The organism is Serratia sp. 1D1416 (assembly GCF_003641105.1).
Classification (GTDB): Bacteria; Pseudomonadota; Gammaproteobacteria; order Enterobacterales; family Enterobacteriaceae; genus Serratia; species Serratia ficaria.
The window spans coordinates 2,557,286-2,583,666 of sequence record NZ_CP032738.1 but is presented as its reverse complement, the minus strand read 5'-3'; the positions used below and the strand labels follow the sequence as shown (position 1 = coordinate 2,583,666).

Here is a 26,381-nt window from a genome sequence, read left to right as displayed (position 1 = left end):
AACGCACTCCTCAGATAGACAGCTTGTTAATGCGTTTGCCGCCGTAAAGCAGGTTGACGATGGCACGGGTACCGACAATCGCGGTGAACATGGACGTCGCCACACCGATTGCGGTGGTAATCGCAAAGCCCTTGATCGAACCGGTGCCCACTGCGTACAGAATGATCGCGGTGATCAGGGTGGTGATGTTGGCGTCGACGATACTGGAGAACGCGCCTTTATAGCCCTCGTGGATCGCCTGCTGAACGGAACGCCCGTTCTTCAGCTCTTCCTTGATACGTTCGTTTATCAGTACGTTGGCGTCTACCGCCACCGCCAGCGTCAGCACGATACCGGCAATGCCCGGCATGGTCAGCGTCGCCCCCGGCAACAGGGACATCACGCCGACGATCAGCACCAGGTTGGCGACCAGCGCCGTGGTGGCGATCATGCCGAATTTGCGGTACCAGACCACCATGAAGACGATGGACGCCACCAGGCCCCACAGACAGGCTTCCAGGCCCTGGGTGATGTTCTGCTGCCCCAGGGTTGGGCCGATGGTGCGCTCTTCAACGATCTGAATCGGCGCAATCAGCGCACCGGCGCGCAGCAGCAGCGAAAGCTGACGCGCTTCGTTCGGGTTGCCGATGCCGGTAATGCGGAAGCTGTTGCCCAGACGCGACTGAATGTTCGCCACGTTGATCACTTCTTCCTGCTTCACCAGAACCGCACGGCCGTTGGCGTCTTTCTTGCCGCTGTCCTTATACTCCACGAACAGGGTCGCCATCGGCTTGCCGATGTTGTCCTTGGTGAAGTTGGACATCGAGGTGCCGCCGGCGCTGTCCAGCGAGATGTTAACCTGCGGCTGGTTGTACTCGTCGGTGCTCGAGGTGGAATCGGTGATGTGATCACCGGTCAGGATCACGCGCTTGTACAGCACGATCGGCTGGCCGTCGCGGGAGTATTTCACCTCGGAGTCGCCCGGCACGCGGCCGCTGGCCGCCGCAGTCGCATCCGCGTTGGTGTTCACCAGACGGAATTCCAGGGTCGCGGTAGCGCCCAGGATTTCCTTGGCGCGCGCCGTGTCCTGAATACCCGGCAGCTCGACCACGATGCGGTCGGCGCCCTGACGCTGCACCAGCGGTTCGGCAACGCCGAGCTGGTTAACGCGGTTACGCAGGATGGTGATGTTCTGCTGCACCGCATATTCACGCGCTTCGCTCAGGCGGGCGTCCGTCAGGTTGGCTTTCAGGGTGTTGCTGCCGTTGGCTGACAGCACCAGATCGCGCTGACGCGGCCCGATGTAGCTGATGGCCTGATCGCGGGCGGCGTCGTCACGGAAGCGAACTTCCACGCCGTTGTTGTCCAGCTTGCGGATAGACGCGTAAGGAATGCCCTTCTCGCGCAGCTCGCTGCGCAGGGTATCCATGGTCTGTTCCTGCAGCTTGCTCAGGGCGGTGTCCATGTCGACTTCCATCAGGAAGTGCACGCCGCCGCGCAGGTCAAGGCCGAGTTTCATCGGCTCTGCGCCCAGCATCGCCAGCCAGGTTGGCGTGGCCGGGGCCAGGTTCAACGCGACGACGAATTTGTCACCCAGCTCCGCCATCAGGGCCTCACGGGCGCGCAGCTGAACGTCGGGATCTTTAAAGCGAGCCAGGATGGCGCCGTTTTCCAGCGCAATCGACTTGCTCGCGATATGGTCTTTTTCTAATACGGTACGGACCTGGTCCAGCGTAGTTTCACTGGCGGCGACGCCGCGCGCGCCAGTGATTTGTACGGCCGGATCCTCACCGTAGATGTTGGGAAGCGCATAAAGCAGACCGACGAGGATCACCACGATCAACATCAGATACTTCCACAAAGGATAACGGTTTAGCACGGCAATTCCCTTAGGGAAAAAAAATTACAGGGCCTTCATGGTACCTTTCGGCAGAACGGCCGCCACGAAGTCACGCTTGATCATCACTTCCGTGGTGTCGTTCAGCGCAATGGCGATGATGCCGGTGTCGGCCACCTTGGTCACGCGGCCAATCAGGCCGCCGGTGGTCAGCACTTCGTCGCCCTTGCCGATCGAGTCCATCAGTTTTTTATGATCTTTCGCGCGTTTCTGCTGTGGACGCAGGATCATGAAATAGAAAATCAGGCCGAACACAACCAGCATAATGATCAGAGAGTACGGGCTTCCCTGAGCCGGAGCCCCTGCGGATGCGACGGCGTCAGAAATGAAAAAGCTCATTGAAATTCCCTCATTAAGTTATCAATTATTAGATCAAGCGTTTAAAGGTGGAATCGGCTTGCCGATCCGACCGTAGAAATCCGCAACAAACAGCTCTAATTTACCCTCTTCAATAGCCTGGCGTAAACCCGCCATCAGGCGTTGGTAGTGGCGCAGGTTATGAATAGTGTTCAATCGGGCACCCAGTATTTCGTTGCAACGATCGAGATGATGCAAGTAGGCGCGGCTGTAATTGCGACAGGTGTAGCAATCACAGTCTTTATCCAGCGGAGAAGTATCATCCTTGTGCTTGGCATTACGGATTTTTACCACACCGTCAGTCACGAACAGATGGCCGTTGCGGGCGTTGCGCGTCGGCATGACGCAGTCGAACATATCTATGCCGCGGCGCACGCCTTCCACCAAATCTTCCGGCTTGCCGACGCCCATCAAATAGCGTGGCTTATCTTCCGGAATTTGCGGGCAAACGTGTTCGAGAATGCGATGCATATCCTCTTTTGGCTCGCCTACAGCCAAGCCGCCAACAGCGTAACCATCAAAGCCGATATCCACCAGCCCTTTTACTGAAACATCACGTAAATCTTCGTAAACACCGCCCTGAATAATGCCGAATAACGCATTTTTATTCTTCAGTTCGTCGAAACGCTGGCGGCTGCGCTGCGCCCAGCGCAGCGACATCTCCATCGAACGCTTGGCGTAGTCCCAGTCGGCCGGGTACGGCGTGCACTCGTCGAAGATCATCACGATGTCGGAACCCAGGTCATACTGGATTTCCATCGATTTTTCCGGGCTCAGGAACACCTTGTCGCCGTTGATCGGGTTGCGGAAGTACACGCCTTCCTCTTTGATCTTGCGCATCGCCCCCAGGCTGAACACCTGGAAGCCGCCGGAGTCGGTAAGGATCGGGCCGTGCCACTGCATGAAATCGTGCAGGTCGCCGTGCAGCTTCATGATCTCCTGGCCCGGGCGCAGCCACAGGTGGAAGGTGTTGCCCAGCAGGATCTGCGCGCCGGTCTCTTTCACTTCTTCCGGCGTCATGCCCTTGACCGTGCCGTAGGTGCCGACCGGCATGAAAGCCGGGGTTTCCACGACGCCGCGGTCAAAGATCAGGCGGCCGCGGCGAGCGCGGCCATCGGTTGTCTGTAATTCGTACTTCACAAAGCCTCCAGCATCAGAGAAACAGTCTGATGTCGTTGAAACGGGGCCGCGCCGTGCGCGCAGCCCGGGAATTTAGCCGCCGACGGACTCGTTTTCCGCCTGCGGGTTGCGGCTGATGAACATCGCATCGCCGTAGCTGAAGAACCGGTATTGCTCGGCCACCGCCTGCCGATAGGCGTTCATGGTGTTTTTATAGCCGGCAAAGGCCGACACCAGCATGATCAGCGTCGATTCCGGCAGGTGGAAGTTGGTCACCAGCGCGTCGATCACCTGATAGCGGTAACCCGGATAAATAAAGATGCTGGTGTCGCCGAAGAACGGCGCAATCAGCGCCCCTTCGCTGGCGTTGGCGGCGCTTTCCAGCGAACGCACCGAGGTGGTGCCCACCGCGACCACGCGCTTGCCGCGCGCCTTGCAGGCCAGCACCGCGTCAACCACCTCCTGCGGCACCTCGGCGTACTCGGCGTGCATCACGTGTTCTTCGATGGTTTCCACCCGCACCGGCTGGAAGGTGCCCGCGCCGACGTGCAGGGTAACGAAGGCCATTTCGATGCCTTTGGCGCGCAGCGCGGCCAGCAGCGGTTCGTCGAAGTGCAGACCGGCGGTCGGCGCGGCGACCGCGCCCGGCTTCTCGCTGTATACCGTCTGATACAACTCGCGATCGGCGGCGTCGTCCGGGCGATCGATATACGGCGGCAGCGGCATATGGCCGGCGGCGTTGAGGATGCCGAACACGTCGCGATCGTCGTTGAAGCGCAGTTCGAACAGGGTATCGTGACGCGCCACCATGGTGGCGGCGATGCTTTCGTCATCGCCCAGCAGCAGCTCGGCGCCCGGCTTGGGCGCCTTGGAGGCGCGCACGTGCGCCAACACGCGATGGTCGTCCAGCACGCGCTCCACCAGCACTTCAATCTTGCCGCCGCTGACCTTGCGGCCAAACATGCGCGCCGGGATCACCCGGGTATTGTTGAACACCAGCAGGTCGCCGGCTTCCAGATTGTCCAGCAGATCGGTGAATACGCCGTGCTTCAGCTCCCCGCTCGGCCCATCCAGCTGCAGCAAGCGGCAACCGCTGCGCTCAGGCTGGGGATAACGGGCAATCAGGGATTCGGGAAGTTCAAACGAAAAATCGGCGACGCGCATGGGTATTCACTTCTTCAATATGGGACGGGTTGGTAAAAAACAGGCGGCCTAGTCTAAAGCCGCGGGCGGTCAGCAGCAAGAAATAAGGAGGATTTACCTGACTTCAGGTATAGTTGCCGGATGAATTTTCTCGCTCATCTCCATTTGGCCATGCTGGCCGACAGCTCGCTGCTGGGCAACCTGCTGGCGGACTTCGTGCGCGGCAACCCGGCGGGCGAGTATGCCCCCGAGGTGGTCGCCGGCATCATGATGCACCGCCGCGTCGACGTGCTGACCGACGGCCTGCCGCAGGTGAAAGCCTGCCGCGACTACTTCAGCGCCGCGCATCGCCGGGTGGCGCCGATCACCCTCGACGTGGTGTGGGACCATTTCCTGGCGCGCCACTGGCAGCAGTTAGAACCGTCGCGCAGCCTGCACGGCTTCGTTCAAGAGGCGCGCGGCCAGATTGTGCCCCAGCTGCCCCAGACCCCGCCGCGCTTCCAGAATCTGAACGGCTACCTGTGGTCGGAACGCTGGCTGGAGCGCTACGCCGAGCTGCCGTTTATCGCCGAGGTGCTGCGGGGCATGGCCAGCCGCCGTCCGCGACTCGCCGCCCTGGCGGGCTCCTTCGCCGACGTCGAACGCCACTATCATCAGCTTGAAACAGAGTTCTGGCAGTTTTATCCGCAGATGATGCAGCTGGCGAAAAGCAAAGCGCTGTAGGTCAAGGCCAACATGTTGAAATTGCAGCGCCTTGCAAGAAAATACGTTTTCGCCCTTGCCCTTTTATGAGAAAAGGTTATTTTTAAAGCTCGCTAAAATTAATTAACGACTTTGATAGGTAAAAACTATCTCATCGATTGGTCTTTTACCCTTTATTCGCCAAGTCACGGCCCCTATACTGGCCCCTGCTTTTACATCAACCCTTTAACACCTATTACAGGAGTAATTATGGTCCTGGTAACTCGTCAAGCCCCTGACTTCACTGCTGCTGCCGTACTGGGCAACGGCGAAATCGTTGAAAACTTCAACCTGAAGAAGCACCTGAACGGCAAACCGGCCGTCCTGTTCTTCTGGCCAATGGACTTCACTTTCGTCTGTCCTTCTGAGCTGATCGCTTTCGATAAGCGTTATGAAGAGTTCCAGAAGCGTGGCGTTGAAGTGGTTGGCGTTTCCTTCGACTCAGAGTTCGTCCACAACGCATGGCGTAAAACCCCTGTCGAAAACGGCGGCATCGGCGAAGTGAAATACGCAATGGTTGCCGACATCAAGCGCGAAATCCAGAAAGCTTACGGCATCGAGCACCCGGAAGCCGGCGTTGCGCTGCGCGGTTCTTTCCTGATCGACAAAGAGGGTGTGGTTCGCTCTCAGATCGTTAACGACCTGCCAATCGGCCGTAACATCGACGAGATGATCCGTACCGTCGACGCACTGCAGTTCCACGAAGAGCACGGTGAAGTTTGCCCGGCGCAGTGGGAAAAAGGCAAAGCGGGCATGGGCGCGTCTCCAGACGGCGTCGCTAAATACCTGTCCGAAAACGCTTCCAAGCTGTAATTTCAGCCTGCAAGTGAATAACCGGCCCGCGCGGCCGGTTTTTTTTGCCCTTTTTTAGGGCACCCTGCCCGCATTCCGTGCTTCATTTCCCTGTTTCCGCTCACATTTCCCAGCCTGATTACCGCGTAATCCCTCATCAGTGGCTACTATCAATAACGCTGGCCCGCGCTTTGCAGGCAAGGCGAACACAATAAGAAAACTGACAGGGTAGGAATAACTATGTTTTTACAGAAATGGAGCAAGCCCCTGACCATGGCGGCGCTGTTGGTCAGCGGCAGCCTGTATGCGGCATCCAATCCGGCGGTAGAAGCCAGGAACGGCATGGTGGTGACCTCGCAGCACCTGGCCTCGCAGGTTGGCGTCGACATTCTGAAAATGGGCGGCAACGCCATCGATGCGGCGGTGGCGGTCGGCTATGCCCAGGCGGTGGTCAACCCCTGCTGCGGCAACATCGGCGGCGGCGGCTTTATGACCGTGCACCTGGCCGACGGCACAGATACCTTTATCAACTTCCGTGAAACCGCCCCGGCGGCGGCCAGCGCCAACATGTACCTGGATGCCGACGGCAAGGTGAAGAAAGACGCCAGCCTGTACGGCTATCTGGCCTCGGGCGTGCCGGGCACCGTGCTGGGCATGGAAACCGCGCGCCAGAAATACGGCAAGCTGAGCCGCGAGCAGGTGCTGGCGCCGGCGATTAAGCTGGCGCGCGAAGGCTTTGTGCTGACCCGCGCCGACACCGATATCCTCGACACCACCATCGCGCGCTTCAAGCAGGACCCCGAATCCGCCAAAATCTTCCTGCGCCCGGACGGCACGCCGCTGCAGCCGGGCGATCGGCTGGTGCAAAGCGATTTGGCCAATACGCTGGAAGCCATCGCCAAAGGCGGCACCGACGCCTTCTATAAAGGCAAAATCCCGCAGGCGGTAGAGGCGGCGGCCAAACAGGGCGGCGGCATTCTGACGGCGGCCGATTTCGCCAACTACAAGGTCACCGAAACCCCGCCGATCGCCTGCAGCTACCGCGGCTATAAGTTCGTTTCGGCGCCGCCGCCGAGCTCCGGCGGCGTGACGCTGTGCGAAATCCTCAACGTGGTGGAAGGCTACGACCTGAAAAACATGGGCTTCAACTCGGCGGCGGCTATTCATACCCTAACCGAAGCGATGCGCCACGCCTATATGGACCGCAACACCTATCTCGGCGATCCCGAGTTCATCAAAAACCCGATCGATCGCCTGGTCAGCAAAAGCTACGCCGAAGAGATCCGCAAGAAAATCGTCGCCGACAAGGCCACGCCGTCGGAGAAGGTGCAGCCGGGCATGGAACCGCATGAAAAACCGGAAACCACCCATTATTCGATCGTCGATCACGACGGCAATGCGGTCTCCACCACCTACACCGTCAACGGCCGCTTCGGTGCGGTGGTGATCGCGCCGGGCACCGGCTTCTTCCTCAATGACGAGATGGACGACTTCACCGTGAAGGTGGGCGAGAAGAACCTGTACGGCCTGGTGCAGGGCACCGCCAACAGCATTGCCCCCGGTAAGCGCCCACTATCGTCGATGAGCCCGACGCTGGTGACCAAAGACAATAAAATCTTCATGGTGCTGGGTTCGCCGGGCGGTTCGCGCATCATCACCATCACCCTGCAGACCGCGCTGAACGTGATCGACCACGGCATGGCGCCGCAGGAAGCGGTGGATGCGCCGCGCATCCATCATCAGTGGCTGCCGGATGAGGTGTATTACGAACAACGCGGGGTGTCCGCCGACACGCTGAAACTGCTGAGCGGCATGGGCTACAAGATGGTCGAGCAGACGCCATGGGGCGCCGCCGAACTGATTCTGGTCGGCCTGCCGGGCGCGGCGGGCGTGAGCCCGGCCAACTCCGGCAACGATTCGGCCGTATCCGGCAAGGTGCGCGAAGGCTACCTGTATGGCGCCAACGACGTACGCCGCCCGGCGGGCTCGGCAGTCGGTTACTAATGATGTAAACGCCCACTCACCCTACCGGGGGGCGGTTCAACGCCCCCTTTCTCCCTTATCCTTCACGCCGCCACAGGGTGACCGACTCCTCCGCCAGCCGCAGGCCGATGGCGCCTTGCCGCTCGCTCAGTTCCCCTTCCCCTTCCAGGCGTCGCCATGGCCCCGCCGCCAGCAGCGGGCTAAGCGGCAACGCCAGCTCACCGTCGCCGCCGCGCCGCAACGCCACCAGCACCTGCTCCTGCTGATACATGCGCACGAACACCAGCGTTTCGCCCTCGGCATGCAGCACCTGGCAGCCGCCGCGCCGCAGCGCCAGGCTCCGTTTGCGCAGCGCCGCCATGCGCTGGAACAGCGCCAGCAACGGCCGATCCCAGCGGCTTTCGTCCCAGGGGAACGGCCGGCGGCAGAACGGATCGTTGGCGCCGTCCAGGCCGATTTCATCGCCGTAGTACAGACAGGGCACGCCGATCCAGCTCAGCAGCCACACCGCCGCCATGCGCATGCGCGCCTGATTGCCCTGCAGCAAAGTGATAAAACGCGCGGTGTCGTGGCTGTCCAGCTGGTTGAACTGAATCAGCTGGCGGCCGTGCGGCAACCCCGCGCGGTAGTCGTCCATCCAGCGCGCGCAGTCGGCGGCGTCCAGCCGCACCGGGTGATGCGCCACGTCCAGCCCGGCCAAAAAGGCGCGCACCGGCAGCGCAAAGCCCATATAGTTCATCGCCGCGTCTTCCACCCCGGCGTGCAGCCAGCGGCGCGCGTCGCCGAAGTGCTCGCCCAGCACGTAGGCCTGCGGGTTTTCCTGCTTTGTCGCCCGATAGATGCCCGCCAGATGCCGCAGGTTGCCGGCGGCGCCGCCGTTTTCCCCCAGCATATGCACCACATCCAGCCGCCAGCCGTCGATGCTGTACGGCGGGCGCAGCCAGTGGCGCACCACGCTGCCTTCGCCGCGGTAAATCGCTTCCGCCACCTGCGGCTCGGCGAAGTTGAGCTTCGGCAGGCTGGCGTTGCCCTTCCAGCACAGCGCCCGGCCGTCAGGGTAGAAATTGAACCAGTTGCGGTAAGGGGAGTCCGGGTGATGGCAGGCGCCGCTCTCGCCCTGCCGGTGCCGATCGAACCAGGGGTGTGAGTCGCCGGTATGGTTGAACACCCCGTCCAGCACCAGCTTCATGCCCACCTTGTGAGTGCTCACTCGCAAACGCTGCAGCGCCGCGTTGCCGCCGAAGTGCGGATCGACCCGGTAATAGTCCTCGGTATCGTATTTGTGCACGCTCGGCGCGGTGAAGATCGGATTCAGATACAGCGCCGTCACGCCCAACTGCTGCAGATACGGCAGCCTTTGGCTGATGCCGTCCAGATCGCCGCCGTAGAAGGTGGAAGCGGCGTGATGGTCCTCCAGCGGGTGCTGCCAGTCGCGGCGCACCGTCTCGGCCCCCGCCGCATGATGGCGGTAGCTGCCGCTTTGGATGCCGTGCTCGCCGCCGCTGCTGGCGAAGCGATCGGGGAAAATCTGGTAAAACAGCTGATCCGCCACCCAGGCGGGGCCGCGGTCCGGCTCATCGACGGCGAACTGCGCCAGCTGGCCCGGCGGCGTCGGCGACCGGCCCTGCGGGCCAAACCACTGCTGGCGGTCGGCCCACAGCAGCTTGAAGCAATAGCGGCGGGTCGGTTCGCCTTCCTGCAAGGTCAGGCTGGCCTGATAGCGATGCATGCCGTCGTGGCGATGCGCCTTCATGAGCAGCAGCCACTCCTCGTTATCCGGCTCGGCGCGTAAAAACACCTGCTCGGGAACTTCATCACCCTGTAACCACAGCGTGATATCCAGACGTTGCCCCTTCTTCACCACGAAAGGCGGGACCGGTTGATGCCAGGCGTTAAGCATACTGTTCTCCTGCTGTAGCAAACGAAATCGACGATGTTCTTCAGTGCCACGAACAATGCCACGTTGCGTGCGGCGCCCCCTCCTCTCTGGCCGCAAAACCCAGGGATGAGCCGGGGGGCGGAGAGCGAAAAACAGCGATAACCCTATGTAAAAAAAGGTAAACAGCGACAAATAGTACGGCTTAACCTTTAGGCTAACGCGTTTCGAGTGTAGTGGATATTTTTTGCGTATTTTTTAAGGAGCGGCAATGCAACAACGGATAACGCGCTGGCTGGAGCAGTTTGGGCTGGAATTCGGCGGGATGATGTCTCTGCTGATGGTGCTGGGGTTGATTCTGCTGATTTCGGTGGTGATACACCTGGTGCTGCACCGCGTGGTGCTGGCCGCCATCCAGCGCCGCGGCCGGCAGTCGCAGCGGGTCTGGCAGCAGGCCATCACCCAGTACAAGCTGTTCCAGCGCATGGCGCTGCTGCTGCAGGGGGTGATCATCAACGTGCAGGCGATGCTGTGGCTGCAGGCCGGCAGCCAGACCCAGGCGGTGATCGCCACCGCCGCGCAGGTATGGATCCTCGGCTTCGCCCTGCTGTCGCTGTTCTCCTTGCTGGATACCCTGCTGGCGATGCTGCGGCAGAATCCCATCTCCAACCAGCTGCCGCTGCGCGGCATTTTCCAGGGGCTGAAGCTGGTGGCGGCGATCCTGATCGGCATCATGATCGTCTCGCTGCTGATGGGCAAGTCACCGTTGCTGCTGCTCAGCGGCCTTGGCGCCATGACCGCGGTGCTGATGTTGGTGTTCAAGGATCCGATCCTCGGGCTGGTGGCGGGCATTCAGCTTTCAGCCAACGACATGCTGAAGATCGGCGACTGGCTGGAAATGCCGAAATACGGCGCGGACGGCGCGGTCACCGATATCGGCCTGACCACCGTCAAGGTGAAAAATTGGGACAACACCGTCACCACCATTCCCACCTACGCGCTGATCTCGGACTCGTTCAAGAACTGGCGTTCGATGGCGGAATCCGGCGGGCGACGCATCAAGCGCAGCATCAATATCGATACCGCCAGCGTGCATTTCCTGTCGGATGAAGAACAGCTGCGTTTGAAGCGCAACCCGCTGCTGCAAAGCTACCTGCACGATAAAGACCAGGAGCTGAGCCAACATAATCAACAAATTGAGGTGGACCTGGCTTCGCCGCTCAACGGCCGCCGCCTGACCAACCTCGGCACGCTGCGCGCCTATTTGACGGCTTACCTGCGCGCTCATCCGCGCATTCACCAGAATATGACCCTGATGGTGCGCCAGTTGGCGCCGACGCCGGAAGGCCTGCCGCTGGAAATTTACGCCTTCACCAACACCACGGTCTGGGCGGAGTACGAAAGCATCCAGGCGGATATCTTCGATCATATGCTGGCGGTGATCGGCGAATTCGATCTGCGCATTCACCAGACGCCGACCGGCAACGATATGCGCAGCATGCTGCGACAGACGCTTCCTGACGCCAACTGACAAAATGGTTTCCGTCGGTAACGATCCTCAATCGACGGCAAACGGATGTCTCGTGCCGCTTCTCTTTCGGCGTAAAAACGGCGTTAATGCGTGCATTATCGCCGACCGGAGGAAAGAGGATTGCTGAAACGGTTACGTCACCGGCTGTTTACCCTGCTGGCCACCCTGCTGTTCGTCGGCTGTCTGCACAGCGCCTCGCTGGATGAAAGCCGCATGAGCCGCAACCTGCAGCCGGCGCTGAGCGCCCTCAGCAACAGCATGCAGGATATCCGCGAAGTGCTGGCGCGCTGCGCCGGCGAGGATAGCGAGGAACGGCTGAACGACGGCTGCCCGCGTCTCGAAGCGCGCGCTTCGGGTGACGATGAGCCGGAGGAAAAGCGATAAAAAAACACCGGCGCCCGGCCGGTGTTGTTATTTTCAGTCCTGCTGTTGCGCCAGCAACGCCCGCTTCTTCTGGCGGTTAACCTTGAAGTAGTATCCCGCCAACAGCACCGCCACCCACACTAACCCGGCATACAGGGAGATGCGGGTCGTCGGGAAGTAGCCGATCAGGCCGATGATAAACACCAGGAAAATGATCGCCACAGCGGAAGTGAACACCCCGCCGCGCAGCGGGAACGCCAGCTTTTTCACCTGGTCTTTGCTCAGGCTGCGGCGGAAGGCTATCTGTGAGAACAGGATCATGATCCATACCCACACGGTGGCGAAGGTAGCCAGCGACGCGATCACCAGGAACACGTTTTCCGGCATGATGTAGTTGAGATACACCGCCAGCAGCAGCGCCAGCATCATCACCATCACCGTCACCCACGGAATGCCGCGTTTGGAGACCTTGCTGAAGATCTTCGGCGCATGCCCCTGATCGGCCATGCCGTGCAGCATGCGGCCAACGCCGAACACGTCGCTGTTAATCGCCGACAGCGACGCGGTGATCACCACGAAGTTGAGAATGCCCGCGGCCACGGTGATGCCCATGTGCTGGAAGGTCAGCACGAACGGGCTGCCGTTGGTGCCCACCTGATCCCACGGATAGATCGACATGATGACGAACAGCGTGCCGACATAAAACACCAGAATGCGCCACGGCACCGAGTTGATGGCCTGCGGAATCGACTTTTTCGGGTCCTTGGCTTCGCCGGCGGTGATGCCGATGATTTCGATGCCGCCGTAGGCGAACATCACCAGTTGCAGCGACAGGATCATGCCGATGAAGCCGTTGCTGAAGAAGCCGCCGTTGGACCACAGGTTATGGATGCCGGTCGGTTGCCCGCCGTTGCCAATCCCCCAGATGATGATGCCGATACCGGCGGCGATCATGATGATGATGGTGGCGACCTTGAAGAACGAGAACCAGAACTCCAGCTCACCGAACACCTTGACGCTCATCAGGTTGATGGCGCCGATGATCAACACCACGCTCAGCACCCAGATCCAGTGCGGCACCTCCGGGAACCAGACGCCCATATAAATGCCGAAGGCGGTCACGTCGGCGATGGCGACGATCAGAATTTCGAAACAGTAGGTCCAGCCGGTGATATACCCGGCCATCGGCCCGAGGTAATCCTGCGCATAGCGGGAAAACGAGCTGGCCTGCGGGTTGTGGACCGACATTTCCCCCAACGCGCGCATGATGATAAAGGCCACGATGCCGCCGATCAGGTAAGCCAGCAGCACGCTGGGGCCGGCCATTTTGATGGCGTCCGCCGAACCGTAAAACAGCCCGGTGCCGATCGCCGAGCCGAGCGCCATAAAGCGAATGTGGCGCGTGCTGAGACCGCGTTTCAGCCTATTGGCGGGAGGGGTGGTGGGTGACTGTTGTTGCATGGAAATGACCCGTAGTTTTAAACGTAAAAAAGCCACGGACAAGTCCGTGGCCCAAAATTCAGACCGGTGTGTTACTGGTGCGCGGTCACTTCAGAACGCGTGCACACCCGATCATAAATCGCGACCAGCACCAGCATCAACAGCGAAGGCGACAACCATGCCAGACCCTGTTCCGCCAGCGGCAGATGATGGGCCCAGGCCGGCAGCAGGTGCTGGAGGCTTGACCCTTTCACCGCGTCAAGGATACCAAACAACAGGCTGACTAACATCACCGGCGCGATGATGCGCGGCGCGCTGTTCCACCAGCGCAGGGTGAAGCTCAGCACCACCAGCACGATGCACGGCGGGTAAATCGCGGTCAGCACCGGAATGGAGATCTGGATCAGATGGCTCAGGCCCAGGTTGGACACCACCATCGAGAACAGGCCCAGAATGAACACCAGCGTTTTGTAGGAGAACGGCAGGTATTGGGCGAAGAACTCGGCGCAGGCGCAGGTCAGGCCCACCGCGGTCACCATGCAGGCGATAAAGATCAGCGCCGCCAGGAAGAAGCTGCCCAGGCCGCCGAAGGTATTCTGTACGTAAGCGTGCAGGATCTGCGCGCCGTTGGTGGCGTCCGGCACCAACACGCCGCTGCCGGAACCCAGCTTGAACAGGCTCAGGTACACCAGCGTCAGGCCGACGCCGGCGATCAGGCCGGCCAGAATGGTGTAACGGGTCAGCAGGCCGGCGTCTTTCACGCCGCGGGAACGCGCCGCATTGACGATGACGATGCCGAACACCAGCGCGCCCAGGGTATCCATGGTCAGATAGCCGTTAACGAAGCCGGAAGAGAAAGGCACATTTTGATAGATATCGGTCGCCGGAATTGGCGCACCCGCCGGCCACAGCAGCGCGGCGATGCCCAGCGCGCCCAGCGCCACGATTTTCAGCGGCGCCAGCACGTGGCCGACGGTGTCGAGCAGGCGGCCCGGATACAGGGAAATGCCGATCACCAGCGCGAAATACACCAGGCTGTAGATAAACAGCGGCATGGCGCCGTCGCCGGTCAGCGGGGCGATGCCCACCTCAAAGGACACGGTGGCGGTGCGCGGCGTGGCGAACAGCGGCCCGACCGCCAGATAACAGACGGTCGCCAACAGCAGGCCCGCGCTGCGGCCAATCGGCGTGCTCAGGGCGTCGATGCCGCCGCCGACGCGCGCCAGCGCGATCACGGTGATCACCGGCAGACCGACGGCGGTGATCAGGAAGCCGAACGCCGCGGTCCAGACGTGTTCACCGGACTGTAAGCCGACCATCGGCGGGAAAATGATGTTCCCGGCGCCGACGAATAAGGCAAAGGTCATGAAACCCAATGCCATAATATCTTTTGACGTTAAACGATGACTCATACGATGTCGTGTTGCCTGTTCAAATGAAAAAAAGTGCCCGATAGCGTGGTGGCGTTACGCCCCACCCGGTTGCCGGCTTGCCGCTTCATCGCGAGAACCATAAGGGCAAAAAACGCATGACGTCCGGCGTTTAGTCCTTATTCGAAAGTGACCGCTCATGATGATGGACAGAGTTTTAGGAGTTATAAAATGGAGGTTTAGTCCGACAACGAGGGGTAAGTTAAACGTTTATAGCGCTTCAAGGCAAGGCGCACGGCGAAAAGCAGAGTTATCGACCAGATAAACTTTCACCACCAGTCGATCATATTGGCTATCAATAAATATACACTACATGATTTGTATCATTTTTGAACAACCGCCTCACGAAACGTGAAGCATATCCCCAGTTACCGCGCGAAAACGCCAATAAATCCGCCATTTTCGCGCGGTATGCGCTGGTTTTTTGCCCTTACCAGAGCTGGCCGGCAAGCGTCACCACGCTTTGCAGCTTATCCCACTGCTGCTGCTCGCTCAGGCTGTTGCCTTCTTCGGTGGAGGCGAAACCGCACTGGGTGCTCAGGCACAGCTGGCGACGATCGACGAACTGCGCGGCCTCTTCGAAGCGCTGTTTCACCTGCTCGATATCCTCCGGCTCGCCGTTCTTGGTGGTGATCAGGCCCAGCACCACCTGCTGTTTGCCCGGTTTGATAAAGCGCAGCGGCTCGAAACCGCCGGAGCGCTCATTGTCGTATTCCAGGAAGAAGGCGTCGATATTGACCTGGCCGAACAGGATCTCCGCCACCGGCTCATAGCCGCCTTCAGAGATCCAGGTGGAGCGGAAATTGCCGCGGCAAACGTGCAGGCCAATGGTCAGATCCTCCGGCTTGCCGGCGATCGCCGCGTTCAGCACCCCGGCGTAAATGCGCGCCAGCGCATCCGGATCCTCGCCGCGTTCGCGGATCTGGCGGCGCTGATCGTCGGAACACAGGTAGGCCCAGACGGTGTCGTCCAGCTGCAGATAGCGGCAGCCGGCGTCATAGAACGCCTTGATCGCATCGCGATAGGTCTGCGCCAAATCATCAAAATAGGCCTGGAGATCCGGGTAGACCCGGCTGTCGATCGCCTCGCGCCCGCCGCGGAAGTGCAGCACGCTCGGGCTGGGAATGGTCATTTTCGGTACGGCGTCGCCGGCCACCGCCTTCAGGAAACGAAAATCCGCCAACATCGGATGCTGCGGGTCAAAGCCCAGCTTGCCGACCACCTTGATGCTGCGCGCCTTGGTTTGCACGCCGCTGAATTGGATCCCCTGCGGCGCATCGTAGCCCTCCACCCCGTCCAGCCCTTCCAGGAAATCAAAGTGCCACCAGGCGCGGCGGAATTCACCGTCGGTCACCACCGCCAGGCCGAGATCTTGCTGTTTCGTCACCGCCAGGCGGATCTGCTCATCCTCAACGGCCCGCAGCCGTGCGGCGTCGATTTCACCGCGCTGGAACTGCTGACGAGCGGTTTTCAGCGCCGCGGGGCGCAGCAGGCTGCCGACGACGTCGGCGTGAAAGGCGTGATTGCAGTTGCACATTTTTTGAACTCCCGAAGACGCGCGGCCGGAACGAACCGTCCGCTTCAATGATTTACAGGTTGAACTATTACGCCGGGTTATTATGGACATCCGGACGTCTAAAAGTCTTATTGAAGGGCATCCTGTCATGCGCATCGGCGGGCGGCAATGGAAGAAATTTCATCGCTGTTGAGAAGAATTCATGTTGGCCGCCGGGCGGCGGCCTCAGGAAGGCGCGACGTTATTTCAGTCCCAGCGCCTGACGGGTTTTCTGCAGCGTGGCGGGCGGCAGCGGCAGATAGCCGTCGTGGTTGACCAGCCCCTGCCCGGCGTCCGACAGCACCCGGTCGAGGAAGGCGGCGGTCAGCGGCTCCAACGGCTGGCTGGGCGCCTTGTTGATGTAGATATACAGATAACGCGACAGCGGATAGCTGCCGTTGCGCACGTTGGCGTCGGTGGGGGCGATGTAATCCTCGCCCGACTCGGCCAACGGCAGCAGGCGCACGCCGCTGGCGCGGAAACCGATGCTGGCGTAACCGATGCTGTTCAATGACCCCGCCACCGCCTGCACCACCGAAGCCGAGCCCGGCAGCTCGTTGACCCGCGGCATGAAGTCCCCGCCGCACAGCGCGCGCAGCTTGAAATAACCGTAGGTGCCGGAAGCGGAGTTGCGGCCGAAGCGCTGCAGCGCGCGCGGTGCCCAGTCGCCGCTGAGCCCCAGCTCGCCCCAGCGCGTCAGCGGGCGGCTTTCGCCGCAGCGCCGGGTGGCGGAGAAGATCCGGTCGAGCTGCGGCAGATTAAGGCCGCGCAGCGGATTGTCCTGATGCACCAGCACCACCAGCGCGTCCACCGCCACCGGCACCGCCAGCGGCGCATAGCCGTAACGGTGTTCGAACGCCGACACCTCCGCCGCCTTCATCGGCCGGCTCATCGGCCCAAGCTGAGCGGCGCCCGCCGCCAGTGCGGTCGGCGCGGTCGAGGAACCGGCGGCCTGGATCTGCAGATTGACGTTGGGATAATGCTGGCTGAAATCCTGCGCCCACAGCGCCATCAGATTGGCCAGGGTATCGGAACCGACGCTGGACAGGTTGCCCGACAGCATGCCGTCAGGCTGCGCCAATGCGCCGCGGCCGGCCAGCAGCGCCAGGCAAAGCAACAGCCATCGGGAAATTCGGGTCATACCGGTGTCTCGCGCGTTAATTTTTCACCGCATTCTCTGATAAAGCGGCGGGAACAATCAACCGGTTAGGCAAGGTAAAGATGAATCGCGTGCCGCTCCCCGGCTCGCTGAGGATTTCCAGCCGCGCATCGTGGTGGCTGAGCGCGTGCTTGACGATCGCCAGCCCCAGCCCGCTGCCGCCGGTCTGGCGCGAGCGCGCCTTGTCGACGCGGTAAAAGCGCTCGGTCAGGCGCGGTATATGTTCGGCGGCGATGCCCGGCCCGTTGTCGCTGACCTGGAACTGCGCGCCCTGCGGCGTCTGCTGCCAGCTCACTTCGATATTGGTGCCCTTCGGCGTGTGATTGACCGCGTTATACACCAGGTTCGACACCGCGCTGCGCAGCTGATCGTCGTTGCCGAACACCTTAAGCTGCTCGTTCACCCGGAAGGTGATTTCGTGGTTGCCGCCGCTCAGCGACTGCGCTTCGCGCTGCAGCACCCGCAGCATCAGCGGAATGTCCACCCGTTCATTCATTTCCACGTTGGGCGCCGCCTCGATGCGAGACAGCGTCAGCAGCTGCTTGACCAGCCCGTCCATGCGCCGGGTCTGCTCCTGCATGGTGCCCAGCGCCCTGCCGCGCAGCGAGCCGTCCAGCTCTTCGTCGCTCATCATCTCCAGGTAGCCCTGCAGCACCGTCAGCGGCGTGCGCAGCTCGTGGCTGACGTTGGCGAAGAAGTTGCGCCGCGCGCCTTCCAACTGGCGCATTTGGGTGACGTCGCGCGCCACCATCAGCAGCTGCCCCTCGGAATAGGGCATCACGCGGAATTCGACGTAGTGTTCGTTATTCAGCTGCAGCGTCAGCGGGCGCGAGAACTCCTGCTGTTGCAAGTAGTGGGTGAATTCGGGGTAACGCAGCAGGTTGAGGATATGCTGGCCGTTGTCTTCCGGCCAGCGGAAGCCCAGCAGGTGTTGCGCCAGCCCGTTGCACCAAAAGATGTTGCCTTCGACGGTGGTCATCACCACCGCATCGGGCAGCGATTCGGCTCCGCTGCGGAAACGCTTGATCAACAAGGCCAGCTCGCGGCGGCGGCGGCGATTGCGCTGCTGCATCTGGTACAGCCCGTAGAACAGCGGCTCCCAGCTCCAGCGCCCCGGGGGCGGCGTCATGCTGCGATCGACCCACAGCCAGTGAGAGAGTTTGAGTTGGTTATAAAAATTCCAGGCCAGCGCCGCCAGCGCGGACGCCAGCAGGAACCAGGGCAGATAACCGAAAATCAGGCCCAGCAGCAAGGCGGGCAGACAGAAAAGGGCCAGCTCCAGGGCCAGCCTCTTCCACGACAGACGTTCTAACACGGCATATTCTCCAGCGCGGCGCGATCAGTAGCGCGTTGAGAACCGGTAGCCGGTGCCCCGAACGGTTTGAACCATTTTATCATGACCACTGGTCTCTAACGCCTTGCGGAGCCGACGGATATGCACGTCAACGGTACGGTCTTCCACATAAACGTTAGTGCCCCAGACGTGATTAAGCAACTGTTCGCGGCTATAAACACGCTCCGGATGGGTCATAAAGAAGTGCAGCAGTTTGAACTCGGTCGGCCCCATATCCAGCGCCTGATCGTTGGCCATCACGCGGTGTGAGGAAGGGTCCAGGCTCAGCCCTTGCATTTCAATCACTTCTTCCACCGCCATCGGGGAGATGCGGCGCATTACCGCCTTGATGCGCGCCACCAGCTCCTTGGGCGAGAAAGGTTTGGTGATGTAATCGTCCGCCCCCACTTCCAGGCCGCGCACCCGATCTTCTTCTTCGCCGCGCGCGGTCAGCATCATCACCGGAATGTCGCGGGTCAGCGCTTCGCGCTTCATATGTTTGATAAACTGAATGCCGGAACCTCCGGGCAACATCCAGTCGAGCAACACCAAATCAGGGAACGGCTCAGACAGGCGCGTCACGGCGCTGTCATAATCCTCGGCTTCCAACGGTTGGTAACCATTCTGTTCCAACACAAAGCACACCATCTCACGGATCGGCGCTTCGTCTTCCACCACCAGTATGCGTCTTGCCATCGTCAATCCTGCCAATGTGTTAGCGATCACAGTTGATTGCGGGCGCCATTATGCGTCAGTTTTGTGACACTTTTATGAAAAAAAGGGATGGTTATAGGCAGTAAGCATAGCGATTATTTTTTACATAAAAGAAAAATCATTCGGTTGTCATAATGATTGCGTCACGACAGCCGCTGCCGCGCCCTTTATAATCCTCGCCATTACCTTATCGCCCCGGGAGTGTCATGCGCCTGATCCACACCTCTGACTGGCATCTTGGCCAGTACTTTTTCACCAAGAGCCGCGCCGCCGAGCATCAGGCTTTCTTGCGCTGGCTGATCGAACGGATCGAACAACAGCAGGTGGATGCGCTGATCGTCGCCGGCGACCTGTTCGATACCGGCTCCCCGCCCAGCTACGCCCGCGAGCTGTATAACCGCTTTGTGGTGGAGCTGCGGCGCACCGGCTGCCAGCTGGTGGTGCTGGGCGGCAACCACGACTCGGTGGCGACGCTGAACGAATCGCGCGAGCTGCTTTCCTGCCTGAACGCGACGGTGATCGCCAACGCGCAGAGCGACATCGAACGGCAAATTCTGGTGCTGAACCAACGCGACGGCCAGCCGGGCGCGGTGTTGTGCGCCATCCCGTTCCTGCGGCCGCGCGACCTGCTCACCAGCCGCGCCGGCGAATCCGGCGCGCAGAAGCAGCTGGCGCTGCAGGAAGCGATCGCCGAACATTATCAGGCGCTGTATCGGGCGGCCTGCGACCGCCGCGACCAACTGGGATTGCCGCTGCCGATCGTCGCCACCGGCCACCTGACCACCGTCGGCGTCACCGCCTCCGACTCGGTGCGCGATATCTACATCGGCACGCTGGACGCCTTCCCGGCGCAGGCGTTTCCCCCCGCCGACTACATTGCGCTGGGCCATATTCATCGCGCGCAAAACGTCGCCAAGTCGGAGCATATTCGCTACAGCGGCTCGCCTATCCCGCTCAGCTTCGATGAACTGGGCAAGGCCAAAAGCGTGTTCATGGTCGACTTCGCCGCCGGCGCCCTGCAGCAGGTGACGCCGCTGGAGATCCCCAGCTTCCAGCCTATGCGGCTGATCAAGGGCGATTTGCCGCAGATAGAGCAACAACTGCGGCAGTTCGCCGATTATCAAGGCGAATTGCCGGTATGGCTGGATATCGAGGTGGCGACCCAGGACTACCTCAGCGACATTCAGCGCCGCATCCAGCTGCTGGCGGATGAGCTGCCGGTGGAGGTGGTGCTGCTGCGGCGCGGCAAGGAGCAGCGCCGCCAGGCGATCGAACAGCAGGATAAGGAAACGCTCAACGAGCTGAGCGTCAGCGAAGTGTTTGAACGGCGGCTGGCGCAGGAGCCGGAGATGGCCGAAGCGCGTCAGCAGCGGATGCGCCAGATGTTCCATCAGGTGGTCGATGAGGTGCGGCATCCTCAACGGGAGGCGGACCAATGAAAATTCTCAGCCTGCGGTTAAAGAACCTCAACTCATTGCAGGGTGAGTGGAAAATCGACTTCACCGCCGAACCTTTCGCCAGCAATGGGTTATTCGCCATCACCGGGCCGACCGGCGCGGGCAAGACCACCCTGCTGGACGCCATTTGCCTGGCGCTGTATCACCAGACGCCGCGCCTCAACGTGACCCCGAGCCAGAACGAACTGATGACCCGCCACACCGCCGAGTCGCTGGCGGAGGTGGAGTTTGAGGTGAAGGGGATCGGCTACCGCGCCTTCTGGAGCCAGCGCCGGGCCAAAAACGCCCCGGACGGCAACCTGCAGGCGCCGAAGGTCGAGCTGGCGCTGCGCGAGGACGGCAAGATCCTGGCGGACAAGGTGCGCGACAAGCTGGAGCTGACCGCCGCCATCACCGGGCTGGATTTCGGCCGCTTCACCAAGTCGATGATGCTGTCCCAGGGGCAGTTCGCCGCCTTCCTCAACGCCGACGCCAATGACCGCGCCGAGCTGCTGGAAGAGCTGACCGGCACCGAGATTTACGGCCGCCTGTCGGAGCAGGTGTTCGAACGGCACAAGCAGGCCAAGGCCGATCTGGATGCGCTGCACCAGCGCGCCAGCGGCATCGAGCTGCTGAACGACGAGCAGCGCCAACGGTTGGCCACCCTGCAGGCGGAGCTGGCGACGGAGGAGCAGGCGCTCAGCCGGCAGAATCAGCGGCAGCAACAGGCGCTGGGCTGGCTGCAGCAGTGGCAGCGCCTCCGGCTGCAGCGGGATAACAGCCAACGGCAGCTGGACGGCGTGCAGCGCGAACAGGCCGACGCCGCCCCGCAGCTGCGGCAATTGGCGCGCAGCGAACCGGCCGAACAGCTGCGCCCGCTGCGCAACGAACGCGATCGCTGCCGTGCCGAGCTGCAGACGATACAACAGCAGGCAGCCCTGCTGATGCAGCAACAGGAACGGCACTCGGCGCAGCTGACGCCGCTGCAGCAGGCGGTGGAGAAAACCCGCCTGGCGCAGCAAGCCCATGCCGAACGGATGCGGCAACAGCAACGGCTGATCGATGAGCAGGTCGCGCCGCTCGATCACCAGATAGCCCAACTGCAGTCGACGCAGGCCGAGCGGCGGCAGGCCGGCGATACCGCCGCGCAGCAGTGCGCCCAGCAGCGGGCGGCGCTGGAGCAGCTCAGCGTCCAGCGCGGCCAGCTGACGACGCAGGGGGCGCAGCATCAGCAGCGCCTGAACGCGCTGACCGAAGCGCTGGCCGTTCAACAACGGCAGCAGCAAACGCTGGAGACGCAAACGCCGCTGGCCCCGCTGCGCCAGCGCCTGAGCGCCCTGGCGGATCTGCGCCCGACGCGCCAGCAGCTGTTCACGCTCTCTTCCTTATCACAGCAAACCGTTAAACGACTGGAACAGCAGCGGCAAGAGTTGCACACCGGTCAAAGTGAACTGACCCGGTTGGAGCCACAGCTGGAACTCGTCCGTCAGCAATTTAAGCAGCAGAAAGCCCATCAGGCCGATGTTGAAAAAACGTATGCGCTGGAACAACGGATCGTTGGTCTGGAAGCCGAGCGCGCACGTTTGCAGCCCGACGCTCCCTGCCCACTGTGCGGCTCGTGCCGGCATCCGGCGGTAGAACAATATCAAGAGGTAAAGCTGTCAGAAACTGCGCAACGTCTGGAACAAATGAAAATCCAGACCGAAGCATTGCAAAAACAGGGCGTCGAACTGCGAGCCCGTTACGACAACTTGCAACAGCAATTGCAGCGCCAGCAACAGGCTATCGCGCAGGATGAACAGCAGCTGGCCGCCCAACGGCAACAGTGGCAGCAGCTCAGCGCGCCGTTGGCATTCGACTTTGCGCTGGCGGATGGCGAGCAACTCAGCGCCTGGCTGAACGGCTGCGACGATGAAGAGCGGCGCGGGCAACAGGCGCTGCAGCAGCATGAACAGGCGGCACAGGCGGTACAACAGGCGAAAGACGCGCTCGCCGCTCTGCAAACGCAACAGCAGCAGGCGCAGCAACAGCTGGCGCTGCTCGAAGAGCGCTTTACGCTGCTGCAGAAAACCCATGCCGACAGCCTGCAACAGCAGCAAGACCTGCAACAACGCTGGCAAGAAGGCGAGAAAACCCTCGCCGAACGTCGCGCACAGCGGCTGGCGCTGTTCGGCGAACAGCAGGTCGCTCAGGTGCGCGAACAGCTGCGCGCCAAACAAACCGCCTGCGAACAGGCCAGTGCTCAGGCCGCCGAGCAGTGGCAAAAGGCGCAGGAACTGCGCGAACGCCTGGCCGGCCAGCAGGCCGGGCTGCAACAACAGCACAGCCAGATGCAGGAGCGGCTGCGACAGGCGGAACAGCACTGGCTGCAGGCGCTGGCCGACAGCGAATTCGCCGACGAAGCCGCCTTTAGCGCCGCACTGCTGGACGACGCCCTGCGCCGCGAATTGCAGCAGCGCAAAGAGCGGCTGCAACAGCGGCAGGTGGAGGCCGCCGCGCTGTTGGCGCAGGCCGCGCAGTCTCTGGAGCAGCTGCTGCAAAACCGCCCTGAAGGGATGGATGAAACCGTCGCCGACGCCGACGCCCTCAGCCAGGCGCTGGCCGCACTGGCGCAGCAGCTGAAGGCGCTGCAGCTGCGGCAAGGCGAGGTGCGCAACCAGCTGGAGAGCGATGCCGCCCGCCGCCTCAATCAGCAGTCGCTGTTCGAGCAAATCACCCAGAGCCAACGGCAGTACGACGACTGGAGCTATCTCAACCAGCTGATCGGCTCCAAAGAGGGCGACAAATTCCGCCGCTTCGCCCAGGGGCTGACGCTCGATCATCTGGTTTACCTGGCCAATAACCAGCTCGGCCGGCTGCACGGGCGCTACCTGCTGCAACGCAAAACCAGCGACGCGCTGGAGCTGCAGGTGGTGGATACCTGGCAGGCGGATGCGCTGCGCGACACTCGCACCCTGTCCGGCGGCGAGAGCTTCCTGGTCAGCCTGGCGCTGGCGCTGGCGCTGTCCGACCTGGTGAGCCACAAAACCAGCATCGACTCGCTGTTCCTCGACGAAGGCTTCGGCACGCTGGACGCCGAAACCCTCGATACCGCGCTGGATGCGCTGGACAGCCTCAACGCCTCCGGCAAGACCATCGGCGTGATCAGCCACGTCGAAGCGATGAAGGAGCGTATTCCGGTGCAAATCAAGGTGAAAAAGGTCAACGGCCTCGGCATCAGCCGGCTGGAGCCTCAGTTCCGGCTGGAATAGCAGTTCAAACCGGCGCCTGTCGCCACTGGCGCGGGCTGATGCCAAACCAACGGCGAAAGGCCCGCGAAAACGCGCTGACCTCGGAATAGCCCAACAGCAGCGCCAGTTCGGAAATCGGCAGGTGCCGCTGTTGCAAATAATGGGTCGCCAGCTCACAGCGCACCTTATCCACCAGCGAGGTGAAAGTCAGCCCCTGTTCGCGCAAGCGGCGTTGCAGCGAGCCGGCAGACATGCCGAGCTTTTCGGCGATGTTTTCCAATACCGGCTCGCCGCTCAACAATGCCAAGCGCAGCTGTGCGCGGGTGCCGTCCACCAGCGTCTGTGCCGGCGTATGGGCATTCAGCCGGCAGATAGCGTCTTGTACCACCATCAACAAAATACCGTCTTGTTCCGGCATCGCCCTACCGAGATCGCGCTTCGGCAGAAGCAACGAATTATAGGGTTGATCGAAATACACCGGCGCGTCGAACCCTTTACAGTGCTCATGCCAACTGGCCGGGCGCGGATGTTCAAAATGGACCTCTCGCGGCGACCAGCGTTTACCCAGTGAGTGGCGAATCAGATTCATCACCATCCCCAATGTCAGTTCGGCATCCTGCCGCTTACATAAAATTCCGCCATGCTGTACCTGGTAGTCGAAGCGATAGTGATCTCCCCGGTCCACCAAGCGCGTCAGCGTGCTGTGCTGATGATGGGGGAAGGCCGCCACCAGATTCTTCAACGCCGACTCCACGGTAGGCGAACACAGGCCGACATAGCCGATCAGGCCTAACGATTGCGGCCTGAACTGCTGCCCGTAGTGCAAACCGAAATTATCACAACCGGAATAGCGCGCCGCCTGCTCCAGCGCCTGACAATAGTTGCTCAGACCAATGCTGAGTGTCGGGCAACTCAGCATCCGCTCGTCAATGCCGGCAATGCCGAAAATCCGATCGGCATCCCCTCCCTTGTGCCGAATAAACTCGCTCAGGCCGCTGGCGGCGGCGGCCAGAACGCCGCGATTGCCTTGCATCAGGCCGGCTTCCAGATGAGTGACCACTCCCGGTTGGCGGGAAAGCGCCGTCTGCATGTTTCACCCCACGGTGGTTGTCAGGTTGCAGAAAGAAAAGCAACTTCCATACCAGCTTGGCGCGCCACTCTTGAGCCTCTCACCGGCGGAAGACAAATCACCAAAAATGCGCATTTTCGCCGCCGTGCCGCCTACTTTTGGTGCGCTCTTAGAGGGAGCCGACGGGCAGAAGGTCGGTTTCCAGGTAGCGGCGACACAAGCGCACGCTGTCCGTCGCCCAACCATCGCCCAGGCTACGCGCCATTTCAGTTTCCGCATGGGAACCCGCCCAGGCTAAAAGCTGAATGCGCCGCTGGATGATAAACGTTGGCACCATAGCCAGATCGCGCTCATCTAACGGGCAGATATGTTGATAGCCTGCCAACCAATGCGCGACCCACTCCTGCGCCCGCGGATGATGTTCGACAAAGCTGATCGCCGCCGCCAGATCATGCAAATACCAGCCAAAACCACAGTCATCGAAGTCAATGACCCGCGTTTCCTCCCCTTGCAACAGCAGATTGCTCAACCGCAGGTCGGCGTGGATCAGCCCGTAACGCTGGGGTGCCTGACCATAGGCCAACAGTTCGTCATTCACCCGCACCAGCGCTTCTTCAATGAGCCGATGGCTGGCCCTCGCCAGATACGGCGCCTCCCGCCAACAACCCCAGTGCCCTTTTTCTCCGATCATCGAGGGATGATCCCAGACAATCCGCCTGAACCCCGCCGGCGGCCGCCAAGTGCGGCTATGTTGATGCAACTGCGCGGTGATCTCGCCAAGCCGCAAGAAGGCTCGGGGATCAACCCCGGTAGTCGGCATTTCACCGTCGATCCAATCGAAAATCACCAGGTGGCGCACGGATCCATCCTCCAGAACCACGTTTTGCACCCGCTCGCCGTCGGCTCCGCGAACCGCCTGTGGCACCTGGATGCCCTGTTCGTTCAGCGCGTCCAGCCAGCTCAACTCGCTTTCGATCTCATCGCGCCGATGGTAATTAGCGCGGTGAAGGCGCAGCGCAAAACGCCGACCATCATCGCTATCCAGCCGGAAGGTGGCATTTTCAGAACGGCACAGCAACCTCAGCCGGCCATTGAGCGATAAGGGGTAATGCCGCAGGCCCCGTTCGGCAAGCTGCTGCAGCGTCTGGTTATCCAAAGTGTCGTACTGTGTTGCTGTCATAGGGCGTACTCCATGAATCAGTGGCCTTCCAGCATGAAATGCCCCCTTTCACCT

Annotated in this window: 20 protein-coding genes; 7 read left to right on the top strand and 13 right to left on the bottom strand. The window is 61.3% G+C overall.

Going from position 1 to position 26,381, the window contains the following annotated elements:
- Positions 1-10 precede the first annotated feature (10 nt).
- From secD to queA, 4 genes are all read right to left on the bottom strand, one after another.
- The gene (secD, locus tag D7I37_RS12240; protein ID WP_073970258.1) at positions 11-1,858 is read right to left on the bottom strand and encodes a protein translocase subunit SecD; all 1,848 of its coding nucleotides are present in this window, start codon (positions 1,856-1,858) and stop codon (positions 11-13) included.
- 24 nt (positions 1,859-1,882) lie between these two features.
- On the bottom strand, positions 1,883-2,215 hold the full coding sequence (gene yajC / locus D7I37_RS12235; RefSeq protein ID WP_004940391.1) for a preprotein translocase subunit YajC: 333 nt from the start codon (positions 2,213-2,215) through the stop codon (positions 1,883-1,885).
- Between the two features lie 33 nt (positions 2,216-2,248).
- Positions 2,249-3,373, bottom strand: coding sequence for a tRNA guanosine(34) transglycosylase Tgt (gene tgt / locus D7I37_RS12230; RefSeq protein ID WP_061796240.1), 1,125 nt, complete (start codon positions 3,371-3,373; stop codon positions 2,249-2,251).
- A gap of 72 nt (positions 3,374-3,445) precedes the next feature.
- Positions 3,446-4,516, bottom strand: coding sequence for a tRNA preQ1(34) S-adenosylmethionine ribosyltransferase-isomerase QueA (gene queA, locus D7I37_RS12225; RefSeq protein WP_061796238.1), 1,071 nt, complete (start codon positions 4,514-4,516; stop codon positions 3,446-3,448).
- Between the two features lie 120 nt (positions 4,517-4,636).
- Between queA and D7I37_RS12220 the strand changes: the two genes are divergently transcribed.
- The 3 genes from D7I37_RS12220 (at position 4,637) to ggt (ending at position 8,032) form a co-directional block, all read left to right on the top strand.
- Complete coding sequence (locus tag D7I37_RS12220; protein ID WP_061796237.1) at positions 4,637-5,218, top strand: ACP phosphodiesterase; 582 nt, start codon at positions 4,637-4,639, stop codon at positions 5,216-5,218.
- 228 nt (positions 5,219-5,446) lie between these two features.
- On the top strand, positions 5,447-6,049 hold the full coding sequence (locus tag D7I37_RS12215) for a peroxiredoxin C (protein ID WP_061796235.1): 603 nt from the start codon (positions 5,447-5,449) through the stop codon (positions 6,047-6,049).
- 219 nt (positions 6,050-6,268) lie between these two features.
- On the top strand, positions 6,269-8,032 hold the full coding sequence (gene ggt / locus D7I37_RS12210; RefSeq protein WP_061796233.1) for a gamma-glutamyltransferase: 1,764 nt from the start codon (positions 6,269-6,271) through the stop codon (positions 8,030-8,032).
- Positions 8,033-8,087: 55 nt separating this feature from the next.
- On the opposite strand, the gene malZ is transcribed toward ggt, so the two are convergent.
- The gene (gene malZ, locus D7I37_RS12205) at positions 8,088-9,911 is read right to left on the bottom strand and encodes a maltodextrin glucosidase (protein WP_061796232.1); all 1,824 of its coding nucleotides are present in this window, start codon (positions 9,909-9,911) and stop codon (positions 8,088-8,090) included.
- 247 nt (positions 9,912-10,158) lie between these two features.
- On the opposite strand from malZ, the gene D7I37_RS12200 reads away from it, so the two are divergent.
- Complete coding sequence (locus tag D7I37_RS12200; RefSeq protein WP_095096025.1) at positions 10,159-11,418, top strand: mechanosensitive ion channel family protein; 1,260 nt, start codon at positions 10,159-10,161, stop codon at positions 11,416-11,418.
- Between the two features lie 120 nt (positions 11,419-11,538).
- A complete protein-coding gene (locus D7I37_RS12195; RefSeq protein WP_061796229.1) occupies positions 11,539-11,802 on the top strand; it encodes a hypothetical protein in 264 nt (87 codons plus the stop codon).
- A gap of 33 nt (positions 11,803-11,835) precedes the next feature.
- Here the strand turns inward: D7I37_RS12195 and proY are convergent, their stop codons facing one another.
- The 6 genes from proY to phoB all read right to left on the bottom strand — a co-directional run bounded on the left by proY (position 11,836) and on the right by phoB (position 19,394).
- Positions 11,836-13,242: a proline-specific permease ProY gene (proY, locus tag D7I37_RS12190; RefSeq protein ID WP_061796227.1), complete on the bottom strand. Its 1,407-nt coding sequence runs from the start codon at positions 13,240-13,242 to the stop codon at positions 11,836-11,838.
- Positions 13,243-13,313: 71 nt separating this feature from the next.
- Positions 13,314-14,633: a branched-chain amino acid transport system II carrier protein gene (gene brnQ / locus D7I37_RS12185; RefSeq protein WP_061796226.1), complete on the bottom strand. Its 1,320-nt coding sequence runs from the start codon at positions 14,631-14,633 to the stop codon at positions 13,314-13,316.
- Positions 14,634-15,081: 448 nt separating this feature from the next.
- On the bottom strand, positions 15,082-16,188 hold the full coding sequence (locus D7I37_RS12180; protein ID WP_129543732.1) for a cobalamin-independent methionine synthase II family protein: 1,107 nt from the start codon (positions 16,186-16,188) through the stop codon (positions 15,082-15,084).
- A 220-nt stretch (positions 16,189-16,408) separates the two neighbouring features.
- Positions 16,409-17,347 (bottom strand): PstS family phosphate ABC transporter substrate-binding protein, encoded by a 939-nt coding sequence (locus D7I37_RS12175; protein ID WP_095096020.1) that lies wholly within the window; start codon positions 17,345-17,347, stop codon positions 16,409-16,411.
- A gap of 16 nt (positions 17,348-17,363) precedes the next feature.
- The gene (phoR, locus tag D7I37_RS12170; RefSeq protein WP_095096017.1) at positions 17,364-18,680 is read right to left on the bottom strand and encodes a phosphate regulon sensor histidine kinase PhoR; all 1,317 of its coding nucleotides are present in this window, start codon (positions 18,678-18,680) and stop codon (positions 17,364-17,366) included.
- A gap of 24 nt (positions 18,681-18,704) precedes the next feature.
- Complete coding sequence (phoB, locus tag D7I37_RS12165) at positions 18,705-19,394, bottom strand: phosphate response regulator transcription factor PhoB (RefSeq protein WP_004940438.1); 690 nt, start codon at positions 19,392-19,394, stop codon at positions 18,705-18,707.
- Between the two features lie 224 nt (positions 19,395-19,618).
- Here phoB and sbcD point away from each other — a divergent pair, with 224 nt between their 5' ends.
- Positions 19,619-20,851: an exonuclease subunit SbcD gene (gene sbcD / locus D7I37_RS12160; protein WP_129543731.1), complete on the top strand. Its 1,233-nt coding sequence runs from the start codon at positions 19,619-19,621 to the stop codon at positions 20,849-20,851.
- The gene (gene sbcC / locus D7I37_RS12155) at positions 20,848-24,099 is read left to right on the top strand and encodes an exonuclease subunit SbcC (RefSeq protein WP_129543730.1); all 3,252 of its coding nucleotides are present in this window, start codon (positions 20,848-20,850) and stop codon (positions 24,097-24,099) included. The genes sbcD and sbcC overlap by 4 nt, the downstream gene beginning before the upstream one ends.
- 4 nt (positions 24,100-24,103) lie before the next feature.
- Here sbcC and D7I37_RS12150 read toward each other — a convergent pair whose 3' ends face one another.
- On the bottom strand, positions 24,104-25,168 hold the full coding sequence (locus D7I37_RS12150; protein ID WP_129543729.1) for an AraC family transcriptional regulator: 1,065 nt from the start codon (positions 25,166-25,168) through the stop codon (positions 24,104-24,106).
- Positions 25,169-25,316: 148 nt separating this feature from the next.
- The gene (locus tag D7I37_RS12145; protein ID WP_061796219.1) at positions 25,317-26,327 is read right to left on the bottom strand and encodes a phosphotransferase enzyme family protein; all 1,011 of its coding nucleotides are present in this window, start codon (positions 26,325-26,327) and stop codon (positions 25,317-25,319) included.
- Between the last annotated feature and the right edge of the window lie 54 nt (positions 26,328-26,381).

Coding starts and splice junctions, on each gene's coding strand:
- sbcC (WP_129543730.1), top strand. CDS start 20,848: ATGAAAATTCTCAGCCTGCGGTTAAAGAACCTCAACTCATTGCAGGGT.
- malZ (WP_061796232.1), bottom strand. CDS start 9,911: ATGCTTAACGCCTGGCATCAACCGGTCCCGCCTTTCGTGGTGAAGAAG.
- proY (WP_061796227.1), bottom strand. CDS start 13,242: ATGCAACAACAGTCACCCACCACCCCTCCCGCCAATAGGCTGAAACGC.
- ggt (WP_061796233.1), top strand. CDS start 6,269: ATGTTTTTACAGAAATGGAGCAAGCCCCTGACCATGGCGGCGCTGTTG.
- phoB (WP_004940438.1), bottom strand. CDS start 19,394: ATGGCAAGACGCATACTGGTGGTGGAAGACGAAGCGCCGATCCGTGAG.
- D7I37_RS12180 (WP_129543732.1), bottom strand. CDS start 16,188: ATGTGCAACTGCAATCACGCCTTTCACGCCGACGTCGTCGGCAGCCTG.
- D7I37_RS12220 (WP_061796237.1), top strand. CDS start 4,637: ATGAATTTTCTCGCTCATCTCCATTTGGCCATGCTGGCCGACAGCTCG.
- queA (WP_061796238.1), bottom strand. CDS start 4,516: ATGCGCGTCGCCGATTTTTCGTTTGAACTTCCCGAATCCCTGATTGCC.
- sbcD (WP_129543731.1), top strand. CDS start 19,619: ATGCGCCTGATCCACACCTCTGACTGGCATCTTGGCCAGTACTTTTTC.
- yajC (WP_004940391.1), bottom strand. CDS start 2,215: ATGAGCTTTTTCATTTCTGACGCCGTCGCATCCGCAGGGGCTCCGGCT.
- D7I37_RS12175 (WP_095096020.1), bottom strand. CDS start 17,347: ATGACCCGAATTTCCCGATGGCTGTTGCTTTGCCTGGCGCTGCTGGCC.
- D7I37_RS12200 (WP_095096025.1), top strand. CDS start 10,159: ATGCAACAACGGATAACGCGCTGGCTGGAGCAGTTTGGGCTGGAATTC.
- D7I37_RS12215 (WP_061796235.1), top strand. CDS start 5,447: ATGGTCCTGGTAACTCGTCAAGCCCCTGACTTCACTGCTGCTGCCGTA.
- D7I37_RS12150 (WP_129543729.1), bottom strand. CDS start 25,168: ATGCAGACGGCGCTTTCCCGCCAACCGGGAGTGGTCACTCATCTGGAA.
- brnQ (WP_061796226.1), bottom strand. CDS start 14,633: ATGAGTCATCGTTTAACGTCAAAAGATATTATGGCATTGGGTTTCATG.
- D7I37_RS12145 (WP_061796219.1), bottom strand. CDS start 26,327: ATGACAGCAACACAGTACGACACTTTGGATAACCAGACGCTGCAGCAG.